The organism is Candidatus Tenderia electrophaga (genome assembly GCA_001447805.1).
Lineage (GTDB): Bacteria > Pseudomonadota > Gammaproteobacteria > Tenderiales > Tenderiaceae > Tenderia > Tenderia electrophaga.
Genome location: CP013099.1, coordinates 1,536,419 through 1,560,172 on the forward strand (window position 1 = coordinate 1,536,419; position 23,754 = coordinate 1,560,172).

Consider the following 23,754-nt stretch of genomic DNA (forward strand, 5'->3'; position numbering starts at 1 on the left):
GCCGCCTGGATTATTCAGAGCTGAGGTAAATATCTCCATACCAGGCCATGGCGCTTTGTCCGGTATCGTCGCTGTCGCTCATGATGGCGATCGCGTTGGCTTCATCGATGTCTGCGCCGAACAGACGTTTGAAATCCTCGCGCACGTTGCGTTTTTCCGTGATCCACTGATCGGTGTCAGCGGCGCCCGATTGCACGGCGATCATCTTGGCGTTGCCGGTATAGGCATTGTCCCAGGTGGTGTCGACGGCTTGGTTGCTGGACCAGACGTAATTGATGGCCTTGGTCTTCCAGAAAAACAGGCCGCCCGAGACCACCACGTAGACCCGCGCCGGGTAATCATCGCCCTGTTTGCTGCGCTCGTTGTGGCCCGAATAAATGTTGTCCACTCTCCAGGACCAGTTGAGGTAGGGCGTTTTATTGAGATCGATGTCGATTTCGCGAAACAGGCCCGAGGCGCTGGCCTGGGTGTCGGCGCGCAGGACCTTGCGGCCGTTCATTTCGACCACTTGGTAATCGGTGTGCCCGGCGAATGACTCCTCTTCCCACCCGTCTAGTCCGCTCTGGGAAAAATCGCCTAGCGTGACAGTTGCCGCCAGCGCGGTGCCGCTGATACACATTGATAGAATGGCCCAGTGCTTGCTTCGACGCATGTCGACTCCCGTGATAAAGTTGTAGGATTGAATTGGTCGCCGTCGGCGACCGCTCCTTACACGACATTCTGAGCTGTTTTTCCCGGTATGGCCAAATCAAAAACTGTCTATAGCTGCACCGAGTGCGGCGCGCAGCAACCCAAATGGGCCGGTCAGTGCCCGGACTGCAATGCCTGGAACGCCATGGTGGAGGTGGTGGCGGTGGCCGCCCCGGCCAAGTCCAATCCGCGCTTTTCCGGCTATGCCGGCAGTGCCGAGGCGGTGGTGCAGTCCCTGGCCGAGGTCAAACCCGGCGATGTGGCGCGCACTCCCACCGGCCAGACCGAGCTGGACCGGGTGCTGGGCGGCGGCTTGGTGCCGGGTTCGGTGATCCTCATTGGCGGTGATCCGGGCATCGGCAAATCCACCTTGTTATTGCAGACGCTGGCGCTGCTGAGTGAACAGTTGAACACGCTCTACGTCACCGGCGAAGAGTCGCTGGAGCAGGTCAGTATGCGCGCCCACCGTTTAAATCTGACTGCCGACAAGGTGCGGCTGCTGGCCGAGACCAATATTGAGGCCATTCTCAATCACGCCCGCAACGAGCAGCCCCAGGTGGTCGTGATCGATTCCATCCAGACCATCTACACCGAGTTGCTGCAGTCGGCGCCGGGGGCGGTGGCCCAGGTGCGCGAGAGCGCCGCGCAACTGGTGCGCTACGCCAAGAAGAGCGGCACGGCCCTGTTTCTGGTGGGCCATGTCACCAAGGAAGGTACCCTGGCCGGGCCGCGCGTGCTGGAACACATGGTGGATACGGTGCTGTATTTCGAGGGTGACAGCAGCAGCCAGTTTCGCGTGGTGCGCGCCATCAAGAATCGCTTCGGCGCGGTCAACGAACTGGGCGTGTTCGCTATGACCGAGAAGGGGCTGAAGGAGGTGAGCAATCCCTCGGCTATCTTTTTATCGCGTCATCAGGAACAGGTGCCGGGCAGCGTCATCATGGTCACCCGCGAGGGCAGCCGGCCGCTGCTGGTGGAGGTGCAGGCGCTGGTGGCGGAGAGCCATCTGGGCAATCCGCGCCGCGTCACCGTGGGCCTGGATCAGAACCGCCTGGCCATGCTACTGGCGGTGCTGCAGCGCCACGGCGGCATCGCCACCTACGACCAGGACGTCTTCATCAACGTGGTGGGCGGGGTGCGCGTCACCGAGACCGCCGCCGATCTGCCGCTGTTGCTGGCCGGGCTCTCCAGCCTGCGCAACCGGCCCCTGCCCAAGGACATGATCGTCTTCGGCGAGGTCGGGCTGGCGGGGGAGATCCGGCCGGTGCAGGGCGGCCTGGAGCGCTTGAAGGAAGCAGCCAAGCACGGCTTCAAGCGGGCGGTGGTGCCCAAGGCCAATGCCCCCAAGCGCGGCAGTCTGCAGGATATGGAGATTATCGCCGTGGAACGACTGGGCGATGCGGTGGATGTGTTCTAGCCCGGCTTTCTCGCCACCGTTGGCAGCGAGATGAAGCGGAGGATGGGAAGTGCGGGCGAGTCCCGGGCGGCCTATTTCCAGTTGAGCAGTTCCAGCTCCCGGTTCAACAGCGCCGCGTCGCCCAGGTTCAGCTCCACCAGGCGGCGCAGGTGGGCGACGCTGTCCACATCGATGTTGGCGACTTGCAGGCCTACACGGCCATCCTGACGATGGGCCACGGCCACCTCGGCGGAGATGACGGGGCCGGCATCGGAAAACAGGATCTCGGCGTTTAACTGCTGCCCGACCACCGGGTCCCAATCCTCAGGCGCCCTGACCAGCAGGCCGTTGAGCGAGATATCCAGCATGGCGGTACGCCATTCCTTGCCGCCCGTGCTGAGCAGCACGGTGGCATCGAAGGGGATGCGGCTGAATCGTCTTTTTTCGTCAGTCACGGCGGGCTCCTTATTGATTGTGCATCTTGAGTTAGTTATAGCAGCAATTGTTCCAGAATCTTCTCGTATATATCGGACAGGGTGTCCAGATCCGCAACACTGACACACTCGTTGACCTTGTGGATGGTGGCGTTGACCGGCCCCAATTCCAGCACTTGGGCGCCGGTGGGGGCGATGAAACGACCGTCGGAGGTACCGCCGGCAGTGGATAGCTGGGTATCCCTGCCGGTGACTGCGCGGATGGCGCTGCAGGCGGCGCTGACCAACTCGCCCGCCGGGGTCAAAAAGGGCTGACCGGAGAGGTTCCAGTCGATGCAGTAGTTGAGCCCGTGCTGGTCGAGAATGGCCTCGACCCGCTGTTGCAAGCGTTCGGCCGTGGTCTCGGTGGAAAAGCGAAAATTGAACACCACTTCCACCTGGCCCGGGATGACATTGGTGGCGCCGGTGCCGGCGTGGATGTTGGAGATCTGGAAGGTGGTGGGCGGAAAGTGCTCGTTGCCTTTATCCCACTCCGTGGCCGCCAGCTCGGCCAGCACCGGGGCGAGGCCATGCACCGGGTTGTCGGCCAGATGCGGATAGGCCACATGGCCCTGCACGCCGGTGACGATGAGACGCGCGCCCAGGGAACCGCGGCGGCCGTTTTTGACCACGTCGCCGACCTGCACGCTGCTGCTGGGTTCGCCCACCAGGCACCAGTCGATCTTCTCCTGGCGTTGTTCCAGGGTCTGCACCACTTTGACGGTGCCGTTGATGCTGGGGCCTTCCTCGTCACTGGTGATGAGGAAGGCGATAGCCCCCTGGTGCTGCGGATGCCGGCCCACAAAGCGCTCGCAGGCGGTGACCATGGCCGCCAGGCTGCCCTTCATGTCGGCGGCGCCGCGGCCGTAGAGCAGCCCGTCGCGGATCTGCGGCTCGAAGGGATGCGAATCCCACTGGTCCAACGGCCCGGTGGGTACCACGTCGGTATGGCCGGCGAAGGCGAGCAGCGGTCTGCTGTCGCCGCGCCGGGCCCAGAAATTATCCACCTCTTCGAAGCGCAACGGCTCGACCCGGAAACCGATGGCCTGCAGGCGCGCGATCAGGGTCTGTTGACAGCCGGCGTCCTCCGGTGTGACCGAGGGGCGGCCGATCAGATCGAGGGCGAGCTGCAGGGTGGGGGATAGCTTGTCGTCGCGCACGGTTGACCTTTCTGTTTGTGAATTCAATGCCTTGATTATACATCCCTGGCCGCGACGCTGGCGCCGCGAGCATGTAATATGTGCAGTTTCGCACACGCATACGCAAGGAGAACAACATTGCTGGGTAAGCTGATAGGCGCGCTGCTGGGATATTGGCTGGGTGGTTTTCTCGGTCTGCTGATCGGTCTCATTCTGGGGCATCAGCTGGACAAGAATCTGATTCGGCTGGCCGGGGGCTTTGTGCTCAGCTCCCTGGCCAAACACCAAGTCCAGGTTCAGCAGATCTTTTTTGAGGCCACCTTCGGGATCATGGGCCACTTGGCCAAGGCCGACGGCCGCGTCTCCGAGCAGGAGATCGCCTTGGCGCGCCAGGTGATGCAACGCATGGGGCTGAACGACAATGCCCAGCGCATGGCCGTCGACTATTTTGGGCGCGGCAAGCAGCCGGATTTCGATCTGGATGCCATGCTCGAGCGCCTACGCACGACACTGCGCGGTCAACAGAACCTCACCCGCATGTTCATCGAGATCCAGCTCAGCGCCGCCTTTGCCGACGGTCAGCTGCAGGCCAGCGAGCGCGAGGTGATGGAAAAGATCTGTGTCCAGCTTGGCTTCCCCCTGGATGCCTTCGAACGGCTGGTGAACATGATCCAGGCCGAGATACATCACCAGCAGGCCGGACGTGATCAAGGGCCGTCCCTGGAAGACGCCTATGCCATCCTCAATATCGATGAGACCGCCAGCGATGCCGAGGTCAAGAAGGCTTATCGCCGCCTCACCAGTCAACACCATCCGGACAAGCTCGCCGCCAAGGGGCTGCCTAAGGAGATGATGAAGCTGGCGGAAGAAAAGACCCACGAGATCCGCAGCGCCTACGAACGCATCCGCGAGACGCGCGGGTTTAAATAACCCCTGCGGCAGTGCCTGTCTCAGGTCTTTGAATGGGAGAGACGCCTGGTGTCATCGCCATGAGTATTTCCCTTGCAGGACAACACGAATACCAGGAACTCGAGGCAGCCGAACAGCAATAAGAGATAGGCGAATAACTCGCTTCCCTCCTCTACAATGCGTGCTATCAGTCGTAGATAGTGCTCTTGCAGCGCGGCCTCCCAGAATGCCTGGCGGCCGAACAAGCGCGAAAACACGACGGCCAGGAAGGCGGATAACAAGATGCCCGCCGGCGCCGCGGCCAAGATGCGTAGGATCTGTTGCCTGAGGAAAAAGCCGTGTTTCCAGACGATGAATAAGATGTACGCCAACAACAGGCTGACGATGGCCTGCCAGGCGCCATCGAAGATATATTGGTCGAGTATCTGATCCAGCTCGCGCACACTGGCCATCAAGGGGAGTATGGCCAAGGTCACAAAGCCCTCATTGAGCACGGGCATCTGTCGGGCGCAGATCGCCAATAGGATGCCACATGAGACCAGAAGCGTAATCTGCGTCCACTCCAAAATGCCGTTCTCGGCAACGATGGATTCGCTGTCTTGGTCCTGGACCATCATGCCGAGGATCTGGAATACCAGTGCCGAAACGGCCACATAGAACGAGATCCTGAGGGCAGGCGACACTACCTGGCGTTGCCCCGTCAGCACTTGATCCATGATGCGCCGCCCACCTGTTCGTATACGAACAGGTGAACTAGATAGTCTTGCCTTCGTTGAGGCCCCTTTGTAGAGCTGATCCATGGCAGATCTTCCTTGTCTCGAGTATCGGGCTTGCACGCTATTCACCGAAGTGTAAGCCGAGTGCGATGTGTAAAAATATAGTTACTCCCTGTACCGTACTCAAGTATATCGACATCTTTCTGGGCGAGGCGACATCCCCGCTAAAAACAGGGGTGATCGAAGCGGAAAACCCCAACTGGCGCGTGATACCCGACCTGGCCACCGACGCATCCATCCTGGAGGTGATTAATGACGCCGGTGAGCACTATATTCCCGACGTCGACATGCAGACCGGGCGCAAGGCGCTGGAGTGTTACAGCTCTCAGGGTGAGGACTTCAACTCGGTGCGCGGCGAGACCTGGTGGCGGCGCACCTATCAACGCGGTGATTGGCGCATTAAAATCATCACCCGTACCGTCCTCACCTCCAGCGCCACCGATTTTTATCTTCGCGGTGCTTATCGATAATGCGTTTGCGCGTGTGCGCCGGGAATTGTTCGGCGACGACTACTTAAAAAGCGCTTCGTACTCTTCAGGCTTGAAACCCACCTGCAGCGTCTTGCCCGTATCCAGCACCGGACGCTTCACCAGGCTCGGCTTGGCCAGCATCAGCGCGATGGCCTTGGCCGCGTTGACGTCCTCGCGCTCCGCCTCGGACAGCTTGCGCCAGGTCAGGCCGCGGCGGTTGACCAATGCCTCCCAGCCCAATTGCTTGACCCAGGTCTTGAGCTGTTTCTCATCCAGCGCTGCCTTTTTGTAGTCATGGAATTCGTATTCAACACCGTGCTCGTCCAGCCACTTGAAGGCTTTCTTCATGGTGTCGCAGTTCTTGATGCCGTAGATAGTCGTCATGATCTGTTATTGAAATTGTTAACCGCGAAGGACGCGAAGGGACGCAAAGAAAAATCCTTAGCGATCCTTTGCGTCCTTCGCGGTTAGATGTATTTATATATCCCGCAGCAGTTCGTTAATACCCACCTTGCCGCGGGTCTTTTCGTCCACCTGCTTGACGATCACGGCGCAGTAGAGGTTGCAGCTGCCGTCCTTGGAGGGCAGGCTGCCCGAGACCACCACCGAACCGGCCGGGATGCGGCCGAAGCTGACTTCGCCGGTTTCGCGGTTGAAGATCTTGGTGCTCTGGCCAATGTAAACGCCCATGGAGATCACCGAACCCTCTTCGACGATCACGCCTTCGACGATCTCGGAGCGGGCACCGATGAAGCAGTTGTCTTCGATAATGGTGGGGGCGGCCTGCAGCGGCTCCAATACACCGCCGATGCCGACACCGCCGGACAGATGCACGTTCTTGCCGATCTGGGCGCAGGAGCCGACGGTGGCCCAGGTGTCGACCATGGTGCCGCTGTCCACGTAGGCGCCGATGTTGACGTAAGAGGGCATCAGCACGGTGTTGGGGGCGATGTATGAGCCTTTGCGTACGGTGGCGGGCGGCACCACGCGCACGCCCGAGTCGCGGAAGTCGCGCGAGTTGTAGTCGGCATACTTGGAATCCACCTTGTCGAAATAGTTGGTGAAGCCGCCCTTCATGAAGGAGTTGTCCTGAATGCGGAACGACAGCAGCACCGCCTTTTTCAGCCACTCGTTCACCATCCAGTCGCCGTTCACCTTTTCGGCGACGCGCATGTCACCGTTGTCCAGCTTGTTGAGGGCTTCCAGTACAGCCTCTTTCACATGGGTGTCGACGCTGCGCGGGCTGATGTCGGCGCGGTGTTCAAAGGCTTCTTCGATGATTTTTTGCAGATCAGACATGGGTTACAACTCCGTGTTTGTTTTTAAAGAGAGTTAATGAAATTCTTGATGCGGTTGGCGGCATCGACGCATTCATCCTGCGGCGCCACCAGCGCCATGCGCACATGGTTGGCGCCCGGATTAGCGCCGTGGGCGTCGCGCGACAGATAGCTGCCCGGCAGCACGGTAACGTTCTGTTCTGCGAACAGACGCCGGGCGAACTCGGCATCGTCGATGGGCGTGCGCGGCCAGAGATAGAAACCGGCGGCGGGCTGTGTCACTTCCAGGGCATCGCCGAGAATATCGAGCACCGCGGCGAACTTGGCGCGATAGAGCTCGCGGTTGTGCTGCACGTGGGTTTCATCCTGCCATGCCTTGATACTGGCGGCCTGGTGATAGGGCGGCATGGCGCTGCCGTGATAGGTGCGATAGAGCAGGAATTTCTGGATCAGCTCGGCATCGCCGGCGACAAAACCGGAGCGCATGCCGGGCAGGTTGGAGCGCTTGGAGAGGCTGTGAAACACCACGCAGCGGCGGTAGTCATCACGGCCCATCTGCGCCGCCACCTGCAACAGCCCGACCGGGGCGTTGTCTTCGTCCGGATAGATCTCGGAATAGCACTCATCGGCGGCGATGATGAAATCATGCCGGTCCGCCAGCCCGATCAGCCTCTCCAGCGTAGCGCGGTCGATCACGGCGCCGGTCGGATTGCCCGGGCTGCACAGATAGATCAGCTGACAGCGCTGCCATACCGGCGCGGGCACGGCGTCGAAATCGGGCAGATAATGGTTGTCCGCGCTGCAGTTTAAATAGTAAGGTTCGGCCCCGGCGAGCAGGGCGGCGCCCTCGTAGATCTGGTAAAACGGATTGGGCATCAGCACCAACGGAGGATCGGCGCTGCGATCCACCATTGCCTGGGCGAAGGCGAACAGCGCCTCGCGCGTGCCGTTGACCGGGATGACGTGGCGCTCGGCATCAATACTGCCCGGCGGCAATTGAAAACGGGCGCTCAACCAGTCAGCGGCGGCCTGACGCAGCGCTGGCAACCCCTTGGTGGTGGGGTAATTGGCCAAGCCATGCAGATGTGTGAGAAGCTCTTCCGCCACGAATTGCGGCGCCTCGTGCTTGGGTTCGCCGATGGAAAGGGCGATATGGCCGAGCCCCGCGGGCGGCTGAGCGCCGGACTTGAGGCGGGCCAGCTTCTCAAAGGGGTAGGGCTGTAATTTGTTCAGATCCTGATTCATGGGGCCGTAACGTGCCTGGTTGCCGCCGGCCCATGAGCCGACGCTTACACAAAACGCAGCATTATATCACCGACCATGCCACTCAGACGATTTTCAGACCTGTTCCCCGTCCTCAGCCTGCTGTTCGTCGCCACCATCTGGGGCCTGTTATGGCTGCCGCTGCGCGGGCTCGATAGTGCTGGCATGAACGGCCTGTGGAGCACCCTGGTGGGCTACAGCGCCGCCCTGCTGCTGGCCCTGCCCATGTTGTGGCAGCTGCGGCGCGAGCTGCAGGACAACTTTCCCGCCCTAGTCGGCATCGCCCTGGCCAGCGGCTGGTGCAATATGGGGTTCATCCTCGCCGTGCTCGACGGCAACGTGGTGCGGGTGGTGCTGTTGTTCTACCTCTCGCCGCTGTGGGCCGTGTTGCTGGGCCACTTTATTCTCGGCGAACGCATGACCCCCTACGCCAAGTGGGTGATGACCGTCGCCATGTGCGGCGCGCTGATGATGTTATGGACGCCCGAGCTGGGCTACCCCTGGCCGCAGGACAGCGCCGACTGGCTGGCGCTGTCGGCAGGCTTCGCCTTCGCGCTCTCCAACGTGCTGGTGCGCAAAAACCAGCACGTATCCGTCGCCAACAAGGCCATCGCCGCCTGGTGGGGCGCCATCCTGCTGGCAGTTGGTCTGCTGGCCCTAGGCGACCCTGCTGTGCCGCGAGTGGGCCTGGAGATCTACAGCGGCGCCGTCCTGCTGGGCTTGTTCGGTTTGGCGTTGGCCACCATCGCGGTGCAATACGGCGTCACCCACATGCCGGTGCACCGCTCGGCGGTGATTATGCTGTTCGAACTTGTAGTCGCCACCACCTCATCACAACTGTTCACCGACGAGGTGGTGCGCCCCATCGAGTGGTTCGGCGGGGCGTTGATTCTGACGGCGGCGTGGCTGATGGCGCGGCGCCAGGTCGAGGTGGGGGAGTAAGGTCTGCAGCGCTAATCACCCTTAGAGTGGGCATTATTGTATGCCCATGGGGCTATTCTTATCCGGCATGGACCGATTTGCGCCAAGAAATTTATGATGCACGGCTTCTGGGTGTTGATCCGCAGATCCATCGGCTGAAAGGCAACGATTACCGTCGCGCATCTGCGACAAATTATCGCACTCCCTTATCGGCCAGGCTGCATGCTATAAAGGCAAGACCGACCCGTGTTACACATCAAGAATCAAAAACCGCCGGAACCGCATGGTGCCTTTATCGTCGTATGAAGCTCATCGGCCAAATGACTGATCAATCCGGCTTTAAGTCGTAACCTAATGGGACGCCACTGGCTTTCAGCCGGTGGAGTATTCACGTTGAGATATGGGCAGCTCGATTCGAAAACAGGTGCCTTGCCCGGGTTCGCTGGTGGCAGTGATCCGTCCATGATGTTTTTGGATAATGCCATACGACAAGGACAAGCCTAGCCCGGTGCCCTCACCGACTGGTTTTGTGGTGTAAAACGGCTCAAAGATGCGCCCCAGGTCCTTGGCCTCGATGCCTTTGCCGGTGTCGCAGAATTCAACCCACACAGCGTCCCGCGCTCTACCGCTGGTGATGGTAATGGTGCCGCGGTCATCAATGGCATGGCAGGCATTGACCAACAGGTTGAGAAATACTTGATTAAGCTGTGCAGGAATGCACTCTATGACGGGTAAGTCACCGAACCGCTTGATTACGTCGGCCTTGTATTTGAGTTTATTGTGAACGATATTCAAGGTGCTATTGATCCCCGTGTGAATATCGGCGGGTTGCCATTCGATAGTCTCGACATGGGAAAATTCCTTAAGGTCTTGAACGATCTGACGGACGCGTTCGATTCCTGCTCGCGACTCGTTCATCAGGTCGGGAAGATCCTCACGTAGATAGTTGAGCTCCATCTTCTGCCTTATTGCAACGATATCTTGCCACAGGCGATTGTCAGGCGCTATACAACGCTCTGCATGTTCATACGCATCAATAAGCGCTATTAATTTATTGACATAGTCCATCAGGGTAGTGAGGTTGGAGTTCACATAACCGATAGGGTTATTAATTTCATGGGCAACGCCCGCAGCGAGCTGACCAACGGAGGCCATCTTCTCCGATTGCAGCAATTGCTTCTCCGTCTCCTTTAGTTTCTCATCGCGCAGCTTGATGGCTGCCTCTACCTGTTTACGCTTGGTGATATCGCGCAGAATGCCCAGATAACGGAACTTGCCGGAGAACTCCATGCTGACGATTTGCAACTCCAGTGGGAAGCTGTGACCGTCCTTGCGCAGACCCTCTAATTCTCTGGGACCTTTTTCGATAATCTTGGAGATGCCCGTGGCGTGGTGCCGTGTCAGGTATTGGTCGTGTTGGGACTGATACGGTTCAGGCATTAGGGCAGAGATATTCCGGCCGGTCAGCTCATCGACGCTGTAACCGAATATGCTTAAGGCGGCTGGGTTTATGCTTTCTATCACGCCGCTTTTGTCGATGATAATGATGCCATCGGCGGAGTTATCGAAGATGGCCTTATGGCGGCTTTCACTTGACGCCAGGGCAGCCGAAGCCCGTTTCGATTCATCCAGGGCCACGCGCAGCTGGCGGGTTTGCTTCATGACATTTTGTTCGAGCTCGATATTCTTTTGTTCAACTAGGGCCCTATGGCGTTGTTGCTGCCGCACAACCAACATCAAGGCCACACACAGCATCAGCGAGACGATGCCGCTTGACCAGGCGAAGGTTTCAGCTGACTTTACCTCCGCAGCCCGCCAGAAGTCGGCATCGGGTCTGCTGCTCCAGAGCAGCCAGCGTAAGGCCTGATCATGAAGGTGAATATCTTCAATATTCGAGAATATCAGATTTGGATCGGCCTTCCCCTGACGCAGCCAATCCCACGAGTCCCGCCAGCTTGAATAGTTGTCTGCGGCAAGGATGACTCTTTCGGTCGGGGCGATCAATACAGGATTGCTTTCAACAAGGTCCTTAAGCAGGGCGATGACGGGTAGGGTGCCGATCACGGCGCCGCTCATTTGGCCATTGCTGCCATACACCGGCACGATGAACATGAACACGCTAGCGGACTCAGTGAACTTGAGTAGTTTCCATCCGTCTTCCATGAGTTGCGGTGCACTGGAGTGGACTGTCAGCATTCCCGGATAATTGGCGGCCCGCGCGCTTTTCAAGTCGGGAAAGTCACCCCGAAGGCGCTCCAGATGTTGCCGAATGAGTTGCATCCTGTCCCGCACCAATCTGCGCGCAGAGGCATCGTTCTGTATCTCATCCCGCGTGCTGGAAAACTCAGAGGTGAGCGTGGCAAGCTCGGGGTGAATGCGAAACTCGGGATTCAATGCCAGCATCGGCAACATCGGATTCTGCGTGGTTACCGGTACATCGGTCTGTGGGGCCATGATATACAGGGAGGTCAAGCCAACGTTGTCGCGCAATGTTGAAAATACCTGTTGTATTATATGGAAATCACCGGCATTAAGTTTGCTCACATCTCGGCCCGCCGCGCGGATGTCTGGCAGGTTTGCGACCATGTGCAGGTTCTGTTGTATCAACAGGATGGTGCTTTCAAGCCTGTCCTTCTGCCGACCGGCATCATGTCGGAGCGAGTCAGTGTAGTGCTGCCTATTTACCTCTAAATCGGTCTCATATTTATAGATCACGGCGCCGATAAGAATTATGAGCAATAGCAGAGGTAGAAGATAGGTTCTCATATCTTTAACCCATTCTTATTTGTTGTCTACATATTGTCGGTCATCATCCATGTTACTTGATCCGGCCGCATACCTTGACACCCCGGCGTCGACGCTGATCGAACGTCGAAATACAGGGGGGTCGCTGTAATGTGCGGGCGGATTGACTGCCAGGGGCCGCCACACATTGCCCGTTATAGACAAGAGGTTCATATGCCATCGGTGACAGCTACAGGCAACGAGGTTGTTTATCAGATAGACCACGATAACCGCCTCATCGGTTTCAACAGTGAATGGGATGCATTTGCCGTGACAAATGATAGCCCCCATCTGGTCCACGGCAATATCATCGGCCAATTGCTGTGGGATTTTATTCAGGACCCCGAGACACACCATCTGCATCAAACGTTGTTACAGCGAGTCAGGCAACAACAGCGTCCAATAATTCTGCCGTTTAGATGCGACTCAGCAACCCTGCGGCGATTTATGCAAATGGAAATCCTGCCTTTGCCCAAAGGCACAGTGGAGTATCGCTGCCTCACCCAGCGGACAGAGACACGCGAGGCGGTTAGCCTACTAGAGCCAAACGCCAAGCGCAGCGACCAAGGCCAGTTATTGAGGATGTGTAGCTGGTGCAAAAAGATTGCCGTTAATGATGACTGGATGGAGGTCGAGGATGCCATCAGACAGCTTCAGCTCTTCGCCAGCGCAACCTTGCCTGGCATATCCCATACCATGTGCGATGCCTGTCTTCACAAGTTATCTATGGAGCCGGACTAGCTAGTGTTCTAGCCCACCCCATTCGTGTACCTAGGGCGCGTTTGCCTGCCTAGGGGTATAGCGTCAGATACTATTCTATAATCGTCTATTTTTTCTATAGAATTCTGCATTTCGCATCCCCTGGGTGGCTTGTCGATAATCGCTGATCAGATCATTAAAAAATCATGTTGGCCTTCCGATATATAAATAAACCAATTATTCGGGGCGCAATTTTGAATCACTGTGTCATTAGCCCACAAGGGTGTGTCGACGTTCAAGAACCGCCTGTGGGCAGAGGCTATGAACACGTCTGAAGTACTGAAATCCATCCTGGATACGCTAATGGACGGGGTCATTATGATGGAGAGCGATGGTACTGTGTTCGCCTTTAATCCTGCCGCCGCTCGTATTTTTGGTTACCCAGCGGAGCAAATTATAGGATGCAACGTCAATGAATTGGTGCCGGCGCCTCACAAAGGCCAACATGATATTTATTTAGAGAAATATCTTCACGGTGGTGAGAGCAATCTTGTCGGCAAGGGCGTGCGCGAACTCATGGCGCAGCACCGAGACGGGCATACGCTGCCGGTAGAACTGGCCATCAGCGAGGCGCTAATCAATGGGCGGCGCATGTTTATCGGTATCGTGCGTGACATCTCCAAGCGCAAACAGGCGGACGAGGCTATGCGGCTGGAACGAGAACGCTTTGAGCTCGCCATGCGCGGCAGCACAGACGGGCTGTGGGACTGGAATCTGCTTACCAACGAGGTCTATTACTCACCGCGATGGAAGGAGATGCTGGGCTATAAGGATGAAGAACTGGCCAATAGTGTAAAAAGCTGGAGCGAGCACATACACGACGAGGATCTGCCTAGAGCCTTGCGCACGGTAGATGCCTATGTGGGCGGCGAGATCGATGAATATCATATCGAATATCGCATGTATCACAAACAGGGCATGGATGTGGATATTCTCTCTCGTGCCATCTTGCTGTGCGATGAGGCGGGAAAACCGCTGCGCCTAATCGGAACCCATGTGGATATCACCCAACAGAAACAAATGGAGGCGCTGTTACGTGAGTCGGAAAAGCGTTTCCGCACCATTTTTGATTCGGCGCAAGACGCCATGATGCTGTTGGATGACAACGGCTTTGTAGACTGCAATCCCGCCACCCTTAAGATGTTTGGTTGCGTCGATCGGAAGGACTTTACCCGTCTCCATCCCGCCGATCTCTCTCCACCGCGACAGCCTGACGGAGCTGACTCTCTGAATCAGGCAAATGAACAGATAGCCATCGCCCTGCAAGAGGGGAAGCATTTTTTCGAGTGGCGTCACCGCAGAAACAATGGCGAGGAGTTTTCTGCTGAAGTGTTGCTGAGCGCGATGAAGCTTAGCGGCCGGCGGGTGTTGCATGCCACCGTACGTGATATCTCCGCACGCAAGGCGGCCGAAAAGAAGCTCAAGGAGGCCCAAGCCCAATTGCTGCAATCGGAGAAACTGGCCTCCATCGGCCAGCTCGCCGCCGGGGTGGCTCACGAGATCAACAACCCGGTAGGCTACGTTAATTCTAACCTCGGTTCGCTGAAGCGCTATATCAAAGACTTGCTGGCGCTGGCACAGCAATATGAGGCCTTGGAGTCACAGTTGCCGGACAATAAGGCCAAAAGGGCCTTGATCTCGTCTAAGGAAAGACTGGATATCGAGTTTCTTAAGCAGGACTTGGACGATCTAATCCAGGAGTCGCTGGAAGGAATAGACCGCGTCAAACAGATCGTGCGGGATCTGAAGGACTTCTCTCACGTGGACGAGGCGACATGGGAAATAGCTGATGTCCACCACGGCATCAACAGTACCCTGAACATTGTTCACAACGAACTCAAATACAAGGCTGAGGTCATCAAGGAGTACGGGGAGCTGCCGACGATCTACTGCCTGCCCTCCCAGCTCAACCAGGTGTTTATGAACCTGTTGGTGAACGCTGGTCATGCCCTCCAAGACAAGGGGAAGATCTTTATCCGCACCGGCGTCCAAGGCGGCGACCATGTGTGGATCGAGATCGAGGATACCGGCGCCGGAATTCCGCCGCAGAATCTAAAGCGGATCTTCGAGCCGTTTTTTACCACTAAGGAGGTGGGTAAGGGGACGGGGCTGGGGCTTTCACTGGCCTATGGCATTATCGAGAAACATCAGGGCACTATCGAAGTGGACAGTGAACAGGGCCGCGGTACCCGCTTTCGCATCTTGTTGCCCGTCGGGCGCGGAGATACTTAATCCGTAGCAGCATGGAATAGATATTCCAGATCATCGAGTCCTTCGTCGATACTGTACGGGATATCCTTGGCGAACAGATCCAACTGTACGATGGCGTTGACCGCGGCGTCCTCCGCGCAAGCGGCCCGTAGCCGCTGGGCAAAGGCCCGGTTGACGGTTTGCAGACGCTTATAGATGGCGCGCAAACCGGCCAAGGAGAGGTCCGCCTCCTTACCCGCCTTGGCTTCAAAGTACTGGAACAGCAAATAACTGGAGACCGCTCGATAAGCGGTTTCTTCATCACTGGCAAAGGGGAGGTGAAATCGCGCCATAGGCCTGAGGAAGGTCATGTCGGGGCAGGCGCTGGTGGCCATAACCAGTCCCAGTAAGGAGCTCAGGCCGCGCTGCACACTGCTCTCGGCCGCATAATAGCGGTTGGGGGTCTCGACCTCGATGCGACTGAGTTGGTGCGATTCCAAGTCCCCGCACTGCTGGATCAAAGGCACCAGATTCGCGGCGACGGGGCAGCGAGGAGTGATGTCTCCGGAAAGGGGGCAGTGGGGGCAGCGATGATAGTCCAGCCGGGTCCATGCCGGCCACTGGTCGTAGCTAGGTTCAATCTGCAACAGGGTGTCGGCGTTGAGATCAAGATCAAATAGCTTTGCTTCGGTGCCGACGACAAAGCGGTAGGTGATGCGAAAGGTGTCCATTGCCAAGTTAGCCTCGTACTTGCGTACCCAGGACCCGAAGTATTTCCTCGGCCGTGGTGAGACCGGCGCTCACCTTTTGCTGTCCGTCTTCGATCAGGGTGGAGATACCCTCGGCCTTGGCCAGTTTGGCGATTTCGATAAGACTGGCGCCCGACGAGATCAGGTCCTTCATGTCGTCACTAGGCACCAGGATTTCATAAAGGGCGACACGCCCGGCATAACCCGTGCCATTACATTTTGGACATCCCGTACCCTTGAAGAATTTCATGCCGGCGTCCTGGAATAAATCACCAAGTTTATAGCGCAGCTCGGTTTCTGGCGTGGCCTCGGCACGACAGTGAGAACAGATTCGCCGGGCCAAACGTTGCGCAACAATGGCCTCTATGGCGGAAGCCACCACATAGGGCTTGAGTCCTAAGTCGAGCAAACGGGCGATGGTGGCCACCGTGGAATTCGTGTGCAGGGTGGAATAGACCAGGTGTCCGGTGAGGGCGGCATGAAAGGCCACTTCCGCCGTTTCAAAATCTCGGATTTCCCCCAGCAGTATGACATCGGGATCCTGACGCAGGATGGCGCGCAAGACAGTGGAAAAGTCCAGCCCGATCTTCTCCTTGATCATCACTTGACCGGCCATGTCCAGGAAATACTCCACTGGATCCTCAATGGTGACATAGTTTTTTTCCGGCGTGGCATTGTGCTGCAGCAGGGAGTACAGCGTGGTGGTCTTGCCACTGCCGGTGGGACCGGTGGCCAGGATAATCCCCTGGGGCTTAGTGACCACATTCTCGATGCGGGCCAGATTGGACGGCGACAGCCCCAGCTCACTGAGGCGCTGGACGCTGGCGTTACGGTCCAGCAGCCGCATGACGACCTTTTCGCCGTTGATGGTAGGCAGGGTGCTGATGCGCAAGTCGATGATGCGCATGGGGGTCTTGACCGTGATACGTCCATCCTGTGGTCGCCGCCGCTCGGTCACATCCAGCTCCGACATCACCTTGATGCGCGACACCAGGGCCATGTGGATGCCATGGGGAAAATGGATCTTATCGTGCAACACCCCATCGATACGATAACGCACCGCCACGTTCTTGGTGCGCGGATGGATGTGAATGTCGCTGGCCCCCAGCCTGACGGCTTCCAGCATGATGACATTGGCCAGCCGAATGGCCGGGGGTTCCTCGGTGCCGTGCAGCAATTCCTCGAGGCTGAGGTCCTCATCTTCCTCGATGATGACTTCTATCCCCTCGCTTGGGTCGTCATTGTCGAATATGGTCTGCAGGTCGTCTAGTCCGATATCTTCACCATGGATCTCGGCGAGTTTTTCCTTAATCGCCTGGATATTCGCCATCACCGGCTGAATCTCCATACCGATGCTGAACTTGAGATCGTCTAACAGGCCCATATCCATGGGGTCGGCCATGACCAGGGTTAAGCGTCGCTGGCTCTGGCGAATGGGCAGCACCCACTGCTTTTCGCAGAAGCTGCGCGGGAGCAGCGCCGCGACGGCCGGGTCTACCTGGATCTCGGGCAGGGACACCTCTTCGATCATGAGATCCTGTTTAAGGATGTTGCGAATCTGCTTTTCATTGACCCAGTCGCGCTCCAGAATCATTTTGATAATAGGCTCGCGGCGCTGCTGTTGCAGTTTATATAGTTGTTGGATCTGCTGATCGTTGAGCAGATTGCGTTTGTGCAACATGATGGCCAGCTGGCTGCGATTCGTTACCGTCAATTTGGCAAGTTCATCGATCTCTTTGGCATTGCGCTCATTCTGCTGCTTGAGTGCCTTGTTCTTCTGAATTAGATCGTATTGTTCCAGAGCCAGGGCCACAGTCACCCGCAGATCATCGTCGTTCCATGGCTTGAGTATGAATTTATAGACTGCGCCGTCCTTGATGGCGCCCATCACCGCCTCGGTGTCGGCATGACCGGTCAACATGATACGCATGAGATCGGGATGCTTTTCCCGTGCCTGACGCAGCAACTGGACGCCATTCATGCCCGGCATCATAAAGTCGGAGATGATCAGCTGGCAGGGCTGGCGCTCCAGCAGGCCCAGGGCCTCTTCACCGCTCATGGCCACGTGGATCTGGTAGTTCTCCTGACGAAACACCCGCCGCAGGGCATTGAGCACGCCCGATTCATCATCCACCAGCAGGATGTGATAGCCCCCCGGCTGCTGCTTCGCCGGGGTATCACCGAGGGGGGACGATGGATTATCCCCGGTAAACAGAGAAGCGAAGCGGGACATGGTCAAAACCCAGTGGTAAGCAGCAGCGTTGGATACATATTAGTGACCCCGAGGCAACGGCAGTGAAAGGGTGAATATGCTTCCCTTGCCCTGCCGACTGGCGACACGGATCTCCCCGCCATGGCACTTGACGATGTCCCGCACCACGGCAAGGCCCAACCCCGTCCCCTGGCCCACCTCTTTGGTGGTAAAGAAGGGATCGAAGATTTTATCCATAATTTCATGATTGATACCTACGCCCGTGTCGGCGAATTTCACCAACACCCTGTCCCGTTCCAATCTGGTCTCAACTAATATTCGGCCGTTCTTATCGATAGCCTTAATCGCATTCTGCAATAGATTCATGAAGGCCTGACCCAGGTGACCCGGGTTGCAGATCACAGCCGGCAAATCAGCTAGGTCAAGGCGAAGCTGAGCCGGGCCCGTCAGCTCGGGGAGCACGATATTGCAGGTATTGCGGATGATGTCGTTAATGTCGCAGGCCTCTTCCGCGTTCTTGTCTATGGCGGAAAAGCCCTTCAACTCCTGCACGATCACGGCGATACGCTCCGCCCCGGCGATACTTTCCTGCAGCAGCACCTGGAAATCAGTCATCACAAAATCCACATCCTCGTCTTCCAGATAGGACTGGATTTTGTCGGGCGCGGCGCCCGCTGTCGTTAGCTCCACCAGCCCCGCCATGGCCTGGAGATAGGTCTGGGCTGTGGCCAGATTGCTCTTGACGAAGCCGATGGGGTTGTTGATCTCATGGGCGACCCCGGCCGCCAGTTGGCCCACCGAGGCCAGCTTCTCGGTCTGGTACAGCTGTCGTTGCGTCGCTTCGATAGTCCGTACCTGCTCGGCGACACGCTGCTCTAGTCCCTCCGACAACTCCTTGTAGCGTCGTTCGGATGCCAGCAAGGCGGCATGTTGTTGCTTGAGTTGCTCATAATCTTCGTTGACGGCCTGCAGGTGCAGCGACGAGGCCATCAGATAGCGAACACTGCTGTGCAGCAGCATCTCCAACCACGCGACCGCCGCCTGTCCTTGCGCCCCGGCCCGGGGAGAAACATGAAGATGGCCGACGAGGTCCATCTGCACCCGGATGGGGAGACGAACGCTCTCCATGTTCTGCGCCGCACCGATGACACAATTCCCATTGCACGCGCTGATCCAGATCGGCTCACCCAGCATGCGCACTAAGGTGCTTAACAGTTTCTCTGCATTAATGCCGCTCATCAATTCGCCCAGGTTGAACTCCCGATCGAAGTCCTGCAGCGGCAGGCAGGCTTGGTTCTGATCGTTCTCAGTCACGTCCGACGCCTCCTAACAGCTGGTCAATGAACTGCTGCTGGTCCAGCTGATGATGGCTTGCCAAGCCGAGTTCGGTGTCGACCTGCCGGTAAACCCGTGCCAGCAGGCCCCTGAAGGTTTCGCATACCCCCTCGCCTTGCAGTGCGCTGGCAAAATAGACCGGCCAGGGGGTATGGCCCCAGCGGCCTATAACGTCCTCTTCGCTCACGATAGGGGACAGGTCACGCTTGTTGAACTGGACCACCAGCGGCAGGGCATCGAAGTCCAGGCCCACCCGGGCGGCATTAGCCGCCAGGTTTTCAAAGGATTCGGCGTTATTAATGCTTTGGTTTTGTTGTGAATCGGCAATAAAGGCGACGCCGTCGGCGCGAGACAATACCGCCTTGCGGGTACTGTCATGGGCCACTTGGCCGGGGACGGTAAATAGCTTTATCTTGATCGCCAAACCGGTATTTGTCACCACTCCCAAGGGCAACATGTCAAAGAACAGGGTCCTGTCGTTCTTGGTTTCCAAGACCATCAACTCGCCCTTTCTGTCAGGGGCGATCACTTCATGCAGCTGTATCAGGTTGGTGGTCTTGCCGCTTAAGGCCGGTCCGTAATAGACCAGCTTAAGGATCAACCTGTTTGAAGTCTCATCATATTCCGACATGTCACACCATAAGCCTGCTGCAATTTCACCGTCAACGGATCCGCTTCATGGCGATTTGTATGTCCAACTTTTCCCCGGAGGTCCTGGAGAAACGATGGATCCGTTCAATCATATGTTCGTCCAGAATATGGCCTTCGGAAAGGATTAATATCCCGTGACGGGTGAGCAAGTCCTTCGCCAGCACCATGCCCACCCTGAGCTCCTTGTCATCGATCTTGACAGAGGCACTGCGGACCTCATTGGTGACCTGTTTGTTCGTGGTGATAAAGGCATCGATGACCTTGGGGTCATAGAGCCGGCCCCTATAGCGCAGCATGTGCTCCCGCGCCTCGGCCTCGGTCAAGCGGTGCGCAGACGCACCCCCATGCTGCAGTGTGTCGTAGTCATTGACGGCCGCTAAAATCCGCGCACCCAGTGGAATATCGCCTCCGGCCAGCCCCTCGGGGTAACCACTGCCGTCAAAATACTCATGATGACTGCGAATCAGTTTCGCAGCCTCATGCAAGGGTTCAAAGCCCATCAGGACCGCCTCCCCTAGAACGGGGTGCTTAGCTAACACCCGTTTCTCCTCCGGTGTGAGTGTCTTAGTCGGGCGCATGATGAGATCAGCTGGCAGTCCTATCTTTCCGATATCATGCAGCAGGGCGGCGAAGAATATCTGCTGTGTCTGCTCCTTGCCAAGGCCCAGCTTCTGTGCCACTTTTTGCGCCAACTCGGCCACTCGTTTCGAGTGACCCGATGTGGCGCCCTCGCTTAACTCAATCAAGTTGGAGAAGGTCTTGATGGAAGAAAAGTAGCTCTTTCTCAGAGACTCATGGGCCACCCTCAATTCCTCGGTGCGCTCTTCGACTTTCCTTTCCAGGTTTGAATTCAGATCCTTTAGCTCTTCGTTCTGACGTTGAGTCAGTTTTAGCAGGCGCTCGCGCTCGGCCTGGAGGAACTTGGTCTCCAGGGCATTATGAACGGTGAGCTTAAGATCGTTTTCCTCCCAAGGCTTGCTAATGTATTTGTATATGTGGCCTTCGTTGACCGCCTTGATTGTGGAGCTGAGGTCAGCAAAACCGGTGAGCAGAATGCGAACGGTCTCAGGCCAGCGACTTGACACCGTTGCCAGTAACTGGGCGCCATCCATTTCCGGCATACGCATGTCGGATATAATTATATCCACTTCGGTTTTTTCGAGTATTTCCAACGCCTCGGCGCCGCGTTGTGCCGTGAGCACTGTATAGGGAAGCGGCCTAAAAATCCGTTTCAGCGATGACAGAATATTCTGTTCGTCATCGACGAGTAACAATGTGGAGTAGTTTGCGGGTCTGGGTTCCTGCATTGATATGTTCACTATCCCTTACGAGACATGACCCTGTCGTTCGATTGTGGAGTTCGATATCTGGTTGATGCGATCATCGGAAACACACTCCGATGCACGCCATGACCCTCTTCTGAAGCAGCGGCTGGTGTTCATCACAGGATCTCTACATCTCCGTCAGCACCCCCGTCGATCTCGTGATTTAGCGGAATGGTGACAGTGAATACGGTACCAAGCCCTGGAGTACTGTCTACTGATATTCTGCCATTATGTTTATCTATAATGCTTTCGGAAAGTGACAGACCAAGCCCCGTGCCTTTGCCGACAGGTTTTGTCGAAAAGAAAGGGTTGAATATCTTTTCAGCGATTTCCGGCTCAATTCCTGAGCCATCGTCAGCGATCTTGACCTGGATATATTCACCATCCGCAACGGATGTCGTTATTGTGATAGTGCCGTGGTCCTCGATGGCGTGGGCCGCATTTACCAGTAAGTTCGTGAATACCTGGTTTAATTGCGACGGAATACATTCAACATGCGGCAAGTCACCATAGTTTTTGACGATCTCCGCTTTGTATTTGAGTTCGTTATGGACGATATTCAAAGTACTATCTATACCTTGATGAATATCCGAATACATCCATTCGTCCTTATGTGCCCGAGAAAAGTCCTTGAGATCTTGGACGATTTTCGTTACCCGATTTATACCTTCCTGAGATTCACTCACCAAGTCCCCCATATCTTCCAGCAGATAGTCTAGGTCAATGTTTGACTTTATTTCTCTGAGATGGGCAATGACGTGTTCATCGACTAGGTGAGCTTCGGCATTCCTGTAGGCGTTAACAAGCTTCAGTATATCCGCCAAGTATTTTTTTAATGCGCCAAGATTGGAATTGATGTAGCCGATGGGGTTGTTGATCTCGTGAGCGACACCCGCTGCAAGCTGTCCGATGGTCGCTAGTTTTTCGGCTTGGAGAAGCTGTTCTTTGACCTCTTTTATCTCGCTGTCCTTTGTATATTTATGCAATGCTATTTCAATTGCGATATGCAGTTCCCTTTCCCGGTATGGCTTTAATAGATAGGCATAAGGTTCGGTTATCTTGGCTCGGTCGAGCAAGCGCGTCTCATCATATGACGTCAAGTAAAGCACTGGCACTTCGTGGTTCGACAGGATTGTTTCTGCTGCATCGATGCCGTCCAGCTCCCCATCTAGGACAATATCCATGATCACCAAATGCGGTTTCAGTTTGAGGGCCAAAGCCACCGCTTCCTCACCGTTACCCGTCTTGCCGGCCACCCCATATCCGAGCGCCTCAAGGTTGATGCAGAGGTGATTCGCTATATCGCTGTCATCTTCTACAACGAGTATTTCCGTTCTAAGCTGTTCCATGCTGTTGTTGCCCCCGTAATTGCCTTGATTTATATCGGCAACAAAATGTTTCAGATTAGTGAGGTATGTTGCAAAATCATTATTTTTTGTAGCCAAATTACATTGTTACGGGGCAAGGCTCGTGGCAAAACACGGTGGGGCACGATGCTGTGGTGCCCAAAGAAAGGCACCGTTATCATAGGGGTAAGCGATTGCGCGCGGTTAATTGAGTAATTTTGCAAGGGTTATGATTACAAACTCGTCGGCTCCAAAACGGGAGGCCGTAATGTGAAGCTTGTCACCGTTGTCGCGCGTGATGATGGCGCTCCCGGAGTGCAATAGGCGATCGAGCGACGCTTGCGGCAATAACTGTAAGGCTTCCTGAACTCCGTGTTCCCCGCGAGCAAACATAGTCCGTGCTGCACTGTTGAAAGATATCACGCTGCCGCCGGGATCCATGCCCAACACTGCTACGGGGAGATGTTCAAGAATTTCGTCAGCCTGGTGGCGCTTTTCTGCTACGGCGTCTTGTAAGGTAGCGCCCTCAGCACCGGGGGGGATCGTTCCGTCAGCGGCGTCAAAATATACGCGGTTCTTTTCTTCGTAATACTGGAAGGCATTTTTTACGCTTTCACAAAGCTCGGCGTCATCCCACGGTTTAGTCATGAATTTGTAAATGGCTCCCTGATTGATTGCGTCGGTCACCGAGCTTAAATCGGTATAGCCACTTAACATTATCCTCACGCTGGCCGGATGGGATTGTTTGGCCTTGGCCAGGAATTCGGCGCCATTCATCTCCGGCATGCGCATGTCCGAGAGGATGACGTGGATGTCGTTTTGATCCAATAAGTCCAACCCATCGCGCCCGCTATTGGCGGTATAGATCACATAGCCGTCACTGCGCAACAGGCGCTTAAGGGCGCGGATGATATTCTCTTCGTCATCGACGATGAGCAGTGCCTTGTCCATTTGCCACCTGAGTAAGTCGTTGTCTCGAAATATTCTAGCGGCATTTTTCGGGCAAAAATTAACCTTCCAACTCAGGGTCGGCCGGATTTGTCGCTCAAATTATCGACGAGGACCGTGGGCAGGCAGGGCCTGTGGACA

Annotated in this window: 21 protein-coding genes; 6 read left to right on the forward strand and 15 right to left on the reverse strand. The window is 56.5% G+C overall.

Annotated elements, in window-relative coordinates; genetic code table 11:
* Positions 1–10: 10 nt before the first annotated feature.
* Positions 11–652 (reverse strand): hypothetical protein, encoded by a 642-nt coding sequence (locus tag Tel_07060; GenBank protein ID ALP52930.1) that lies wholly within the window; start codon positions 650–652, stop codon positions 11–13.
* Positions 653–739: 87 nt separating this feature from the next.
* On the opposite strand from Tel_07060, the gene Tel_07065 reads away from it, so the two are divergent.
* Positions 740–2,107 carry a DNA repair protein RadA gene (locus tag Tel_07065; protein ID ALP52931.1) on the forward strand — a complete coding sequence of 456 codons (1,368 nt, stop codon included), beginning with the start codon at positions 740–742 and terminating at the stop codon, positions 2,105–2,107.
* Positions 2,108–2,178: 71 nt separating this feature from the next.
* Here Tel_07065 and Tel_07070 read toward each other — a convergent pair whose 3' ends face one another.
* A complete protein-coding gene (locus Tel_07070) occupies positions 2,179–2,541 on the reverse strand; it encodes a hypothetical protein (protein ALP52932.1) in 363 nt (120 codons plus the stop codon).
* Between the two features lie 35 nt (positions 2,542–2,576).
* Positions 2,577–3,719, reverse strand: a complete 1,143-nt coding sequence (locus Tel_07075; GenBank protein ALP52933.1) for a succinyl-diaminopimelate desuccinylase — start codon at positions 3,717–3,719, stop codon at positions 2,577–2,579.
* Positions 3,720–3,875: 156 nt separating this feature from the next.
* On the opposite strand from Tel_07075, the gene Tel_07080 reads away from it, so the two are divergent.
* Positions 3,876–4,628, forward strand: a complete 753-nt coding sequence (locus Tel_07080) for a hypothetical protein (protein ID ALP54769.1) — start codon at positions 3,876–3,878, stop codon at positions 4,626–4,628.
* Between the two features lie 20 nt (positions 4,629–4,648).
* On the opposite strand, the gene Tel_07085 is transcribed toward Tel_07080, so the two are convergent.
* Positions 4,649–5,323 (reverse strand): hypothetical protein, encoded by a 675-nt coding sequence (locus tag Tel_07085; GenBank protein ID ALP52934.1) that lies wholly within the window; start codon positions 5,321–5,323, stop codon positions 4,649–4,651.
* Positions 5,324–5,559: 236 nt separating this feature from the next.
* On the opposite strand from Tel_07085, the gene Tel_07090 reads away from it, so the two are divergent.
* Positions 5,560–5,853, forward strand: coding sequence for a hypothetical protein (locus tag Tel_07090; protein ID ALP52935.1), 294 nt, complete (start codon positions 5,560–5,562; stop codon positions 5,851–5,853).
* A gap of 39 nt (positions 5,854–5,892) precedes the next feature.
* Here the strand turns inward: Tel_07090 and Tel_07095 are convergent, their stop codons facing one another.
* The 3 genes from Tel_07095 to Tel_07105 form a co-directional block, all read right to left on the reverse strand.
* Entirely contained in the window at positions 5,893–6,240 is a 348-nt protein-coding gene (locus tag Tel_07095) for an arsenate reductase (GenBank protein ALP52936.1), read from the reverse strand.
* Between the two features lie 90 nt (positions 6,241–6,330).
* Positions 6,331–7,152, reverse strand: coding sequence for a 2,3,4,5-tetrahydropyridine-2,6-dicarboxylate N-succinyltransferase (gene dapD, locus Tel_07100; GenBank protein ALP52937.1), 822 nt, complete (start codon positions 7,150–7,152; stop codon positions 6,331–6,333).
* Between the two features lie 23 nt (positions 7,153–7,175).
* Entirely contained in the window at positions 7,176–8,375 is a 1,200-nt protein-coding gene (locus Tel_07105; GenBank protein ID ALP52938.1) for a succinyldiaminopimelate transaminase, read from the reverse strand.
* Positions 8,376–8,450: 75 nt separating this feature from the next.
* Here Tel_07105 and Tel_07110 point away from each other — a divergent pair, with 75 nt between their 5' ends.
* On the forward strand, positions 8,451–9,335 hold the full coding sequence (locus Tel_07110; GenBank protein ID ALP52939.1) for a hypothetical protein: 885 nt from the start codon (positions 8,451–8,453) through the stop codon (positions 9,333–9,335).
* A gap of 351 nt (positions 9,336–9,686) precedes the next feature.
* On the opposite strand, the gene Tel_07115 is transcribed toward Tel_07110, so the two are convergent.
* Positions 9,687–12,080, reverse strand: coding sequence for a hypothetical protein (locus Tel_07115; GenBank protein ALP52940.1), 2,394 nt, complete (start codon positions 12,078–12,080; stop codon positions 9,687–9,689).
* 192 nt (positions 12,081–12,272) lie between these two features.
* Here Tel_07115 and Tel_07120 point away from each other — a divergent pair, with 192 nt between their 5' ends.
* Complete coding sequence (locus Tel_07120; GenBank protein ALP52941.1) at positions 12,273–12,839, forward strand: hypothetical protein; 567 nt, start codon at positions 12,273–12,275, stop codon at positions 12,837–12,839.
* A 321-nt stretch (positions 12,840–13,160) separates the two neighbouring features.
* Positions 13,161–15,089 (forward strand): hypothetical protein, encoded by a 1,929-nt coding sequence (locus Tel_07125; protein ID ALP52942.1) that lies wholly within the window; start codon positions 13,161–13,163, stop codon positions 15,087–15,089.
* Here the strand turns inward: Tel_07125 and Tel_07130 are convergent.
* The 7 genes from Tel_07130 to Tel_07160 form a co-directional block, all read right to left on the reverse strand.
* Positions 15,086–15,778: a hypothetical protein gene (locus Tel_07130; GenBank protein ID ALP52943.1), complete on the reverse strand. Its 693-nt coding sequence runs from the start codon at positions 15,776–15,778 to the stop codon at positions 15,086–15,088. The two genes, Tel_07125 and Tel_07130, sit on opposite strands and share 4 nt — an antisense overlap.
* Before the next feature lie 7 nt (positions 15,779–15,785).
* Positions 15,786–18,029 (reverse strand): secretion system protein E, encoded by a 2,244-nt coding sequence (locus tag Tel_07135; GenBank protein ID ALP52944.1) that lies wholly within the window; start codon positions 18,027–18,029, stop codon positions 15,786–15,788.
* 39 nt (positions 18,030–18,068) lie between these two features.
* The gene (locus Tel_07140) at positions 18,069–19,322 is read right to left on the reverse strand and encodes a hypothetical protein (GenBank protein ALP52945.1); all 1,254 of its coding nucleotides are present in this window, start codon (positions 19,320–19,322) and stop codon (positions 18,069–18,071) included.
* On the reverse strand, positions 19,315–19,974 hold the full coding sequence (locus Tel_07145; protein ID ALP52946.1) for a GTPase: 660 nt from the start codon (positions 19,972–19,974) through the stop codon (positions 19,315–19,317). The genes Tel_07140 and Tel_07145 overlap by 8 nt, the downstream gene beginning before the upstream one ends.
* Before the next feature lie 31 nt (positions 19,975–20,005).
* Complete coding sequence (locus Tel_07150) at positions 20,006–21,301, reverse strand: two-component system response regulator (GenBank protein ID ALP52947.1); 1,296 nt, start codon at positions 21,299–21,301, stop codon at positions 20,006–20,008.
* Between the two features lie 134 nt (positions 21,302–21,435).
* Positions 21,436–22,668, reverse strand: a complete 1,233-nt coding sequence (locus Tel_07155; GenBank protein ALP52948.1) for a hypothetical protein — start codon at positions 22,666–22,668, stop codon at positions 21,436–21,438.
* A 201-nt stretch (positions 22,669–22,869) separates the two neighbouring features.
* Positions 22,870–23,616 carry a hypothetical protein gene (locus Tel_07160; protein ID ALP52949.1) on the reverse strand — a complete coding sequence of 249 codons (747 nt, stop codon included), beginning with the start codon at positions 23,614–23,616 and terminating at the stop codon, positions 22,870–22,872.
* Positions 23,617–23,754 lie beyond the last annotated feature (138 nt).

Coding starts and splice junctions, on each gene's coding strand:
- Tel_07160 (ALP52949.1), bottom strand. CDS start 23,616: ATGGACAAGGCACTGCTCATCGTCGATGACGAAGAGAATATCATCCGC.
- Tel_07060 (ALP52930.1), bottom strand. CDS start 652: ATGCGTCGAAGCAAGCACTGGGCCATTCTATCAATGTGTATCAGCGGC.
- Tel_07155 (ALP52948.1), bottom strand. CDS start 22,668: ATGGAACAGCTTAGAACGGAAATACTCGTTGTAGAAGATGACAGCGAT.
- Tel_07120 (ALP52941.1), top strand. CDS start 12,273: ATGCCATCGGTGACAGCTACAGGCAACGAGGTTGTTTATCAGATAGAC.
- dapD (ALP52937.1), bottom strand. CDS start 7,152: ATGTCTGATCTGCAAAAAATCATCGAAGAAGCCTTTGAACACCGCGCC.
- Tel_07105 (ALP52938.1), bottom strand. CDS start 8,375: ATGAATCAGGATCTGAACAAATTACAGCCCTACCCCTTTGAGAAGCTG.
- Tel_07085 (ALP52934.1), bottom strand. CDS start 5,323: ATGGATCAAGTGCTGACGGGGCAACGCCAGGTAGTGTCGCCTGCCCTC.
- Tel_07130 (ALP52943.1), bottom strand. CDS start 15,778: ATGGACACCTTTCGCATCACCTACCGCTTTGTCGTCGGCACCGAAGCA.
- Tel_07110 (ALP52939.1), top strand. CDS start 8,451: ATGCCACTCAGACGATTTTCAGACCTGTTCCCCGTCCTCAGCCTGCTG.
- Tel_07145 (ALP52946.1), bottom strand. CDS start 19,974: ATGTCGGAATATGATGAGACTTCAAACAGGTTGATCCTTAAGCTGGTC.
- Tel_07125 (ALP52942.1), top strand. CDS start 13,161: ATGGACGGGGTCATTATGATGGAGAGCGATGGTACTGTGTTCGCCTTT.
- Tel_07135 (ALP52944.1), bottom strand. CDS start 18,029: ATGTCCCGCTTCGCTTCTCTGTTTACCGGGGATAATCCATCGTCCCCC.
- Tel_07150 (ALP52947.1), bottom strand. CDS start 21,301: ATGCAGGAACCCAGACCCGCAAACTACTCCACATTGTTACTCGTCGAT.
- Tel_07065 (ALP52931.1), top strand. CDS start 740: ATGGCCAAATCAAAAACTGTCTATAGCTGCACCGAGTGCGGCGCGCAG.
- Tel_07115 (ALP52940.1), bottom strand. CDS start 12,080: ATGAGAACCTATCTTCTACCTCTGCTATTGCTCATAATTCTTATCGGC.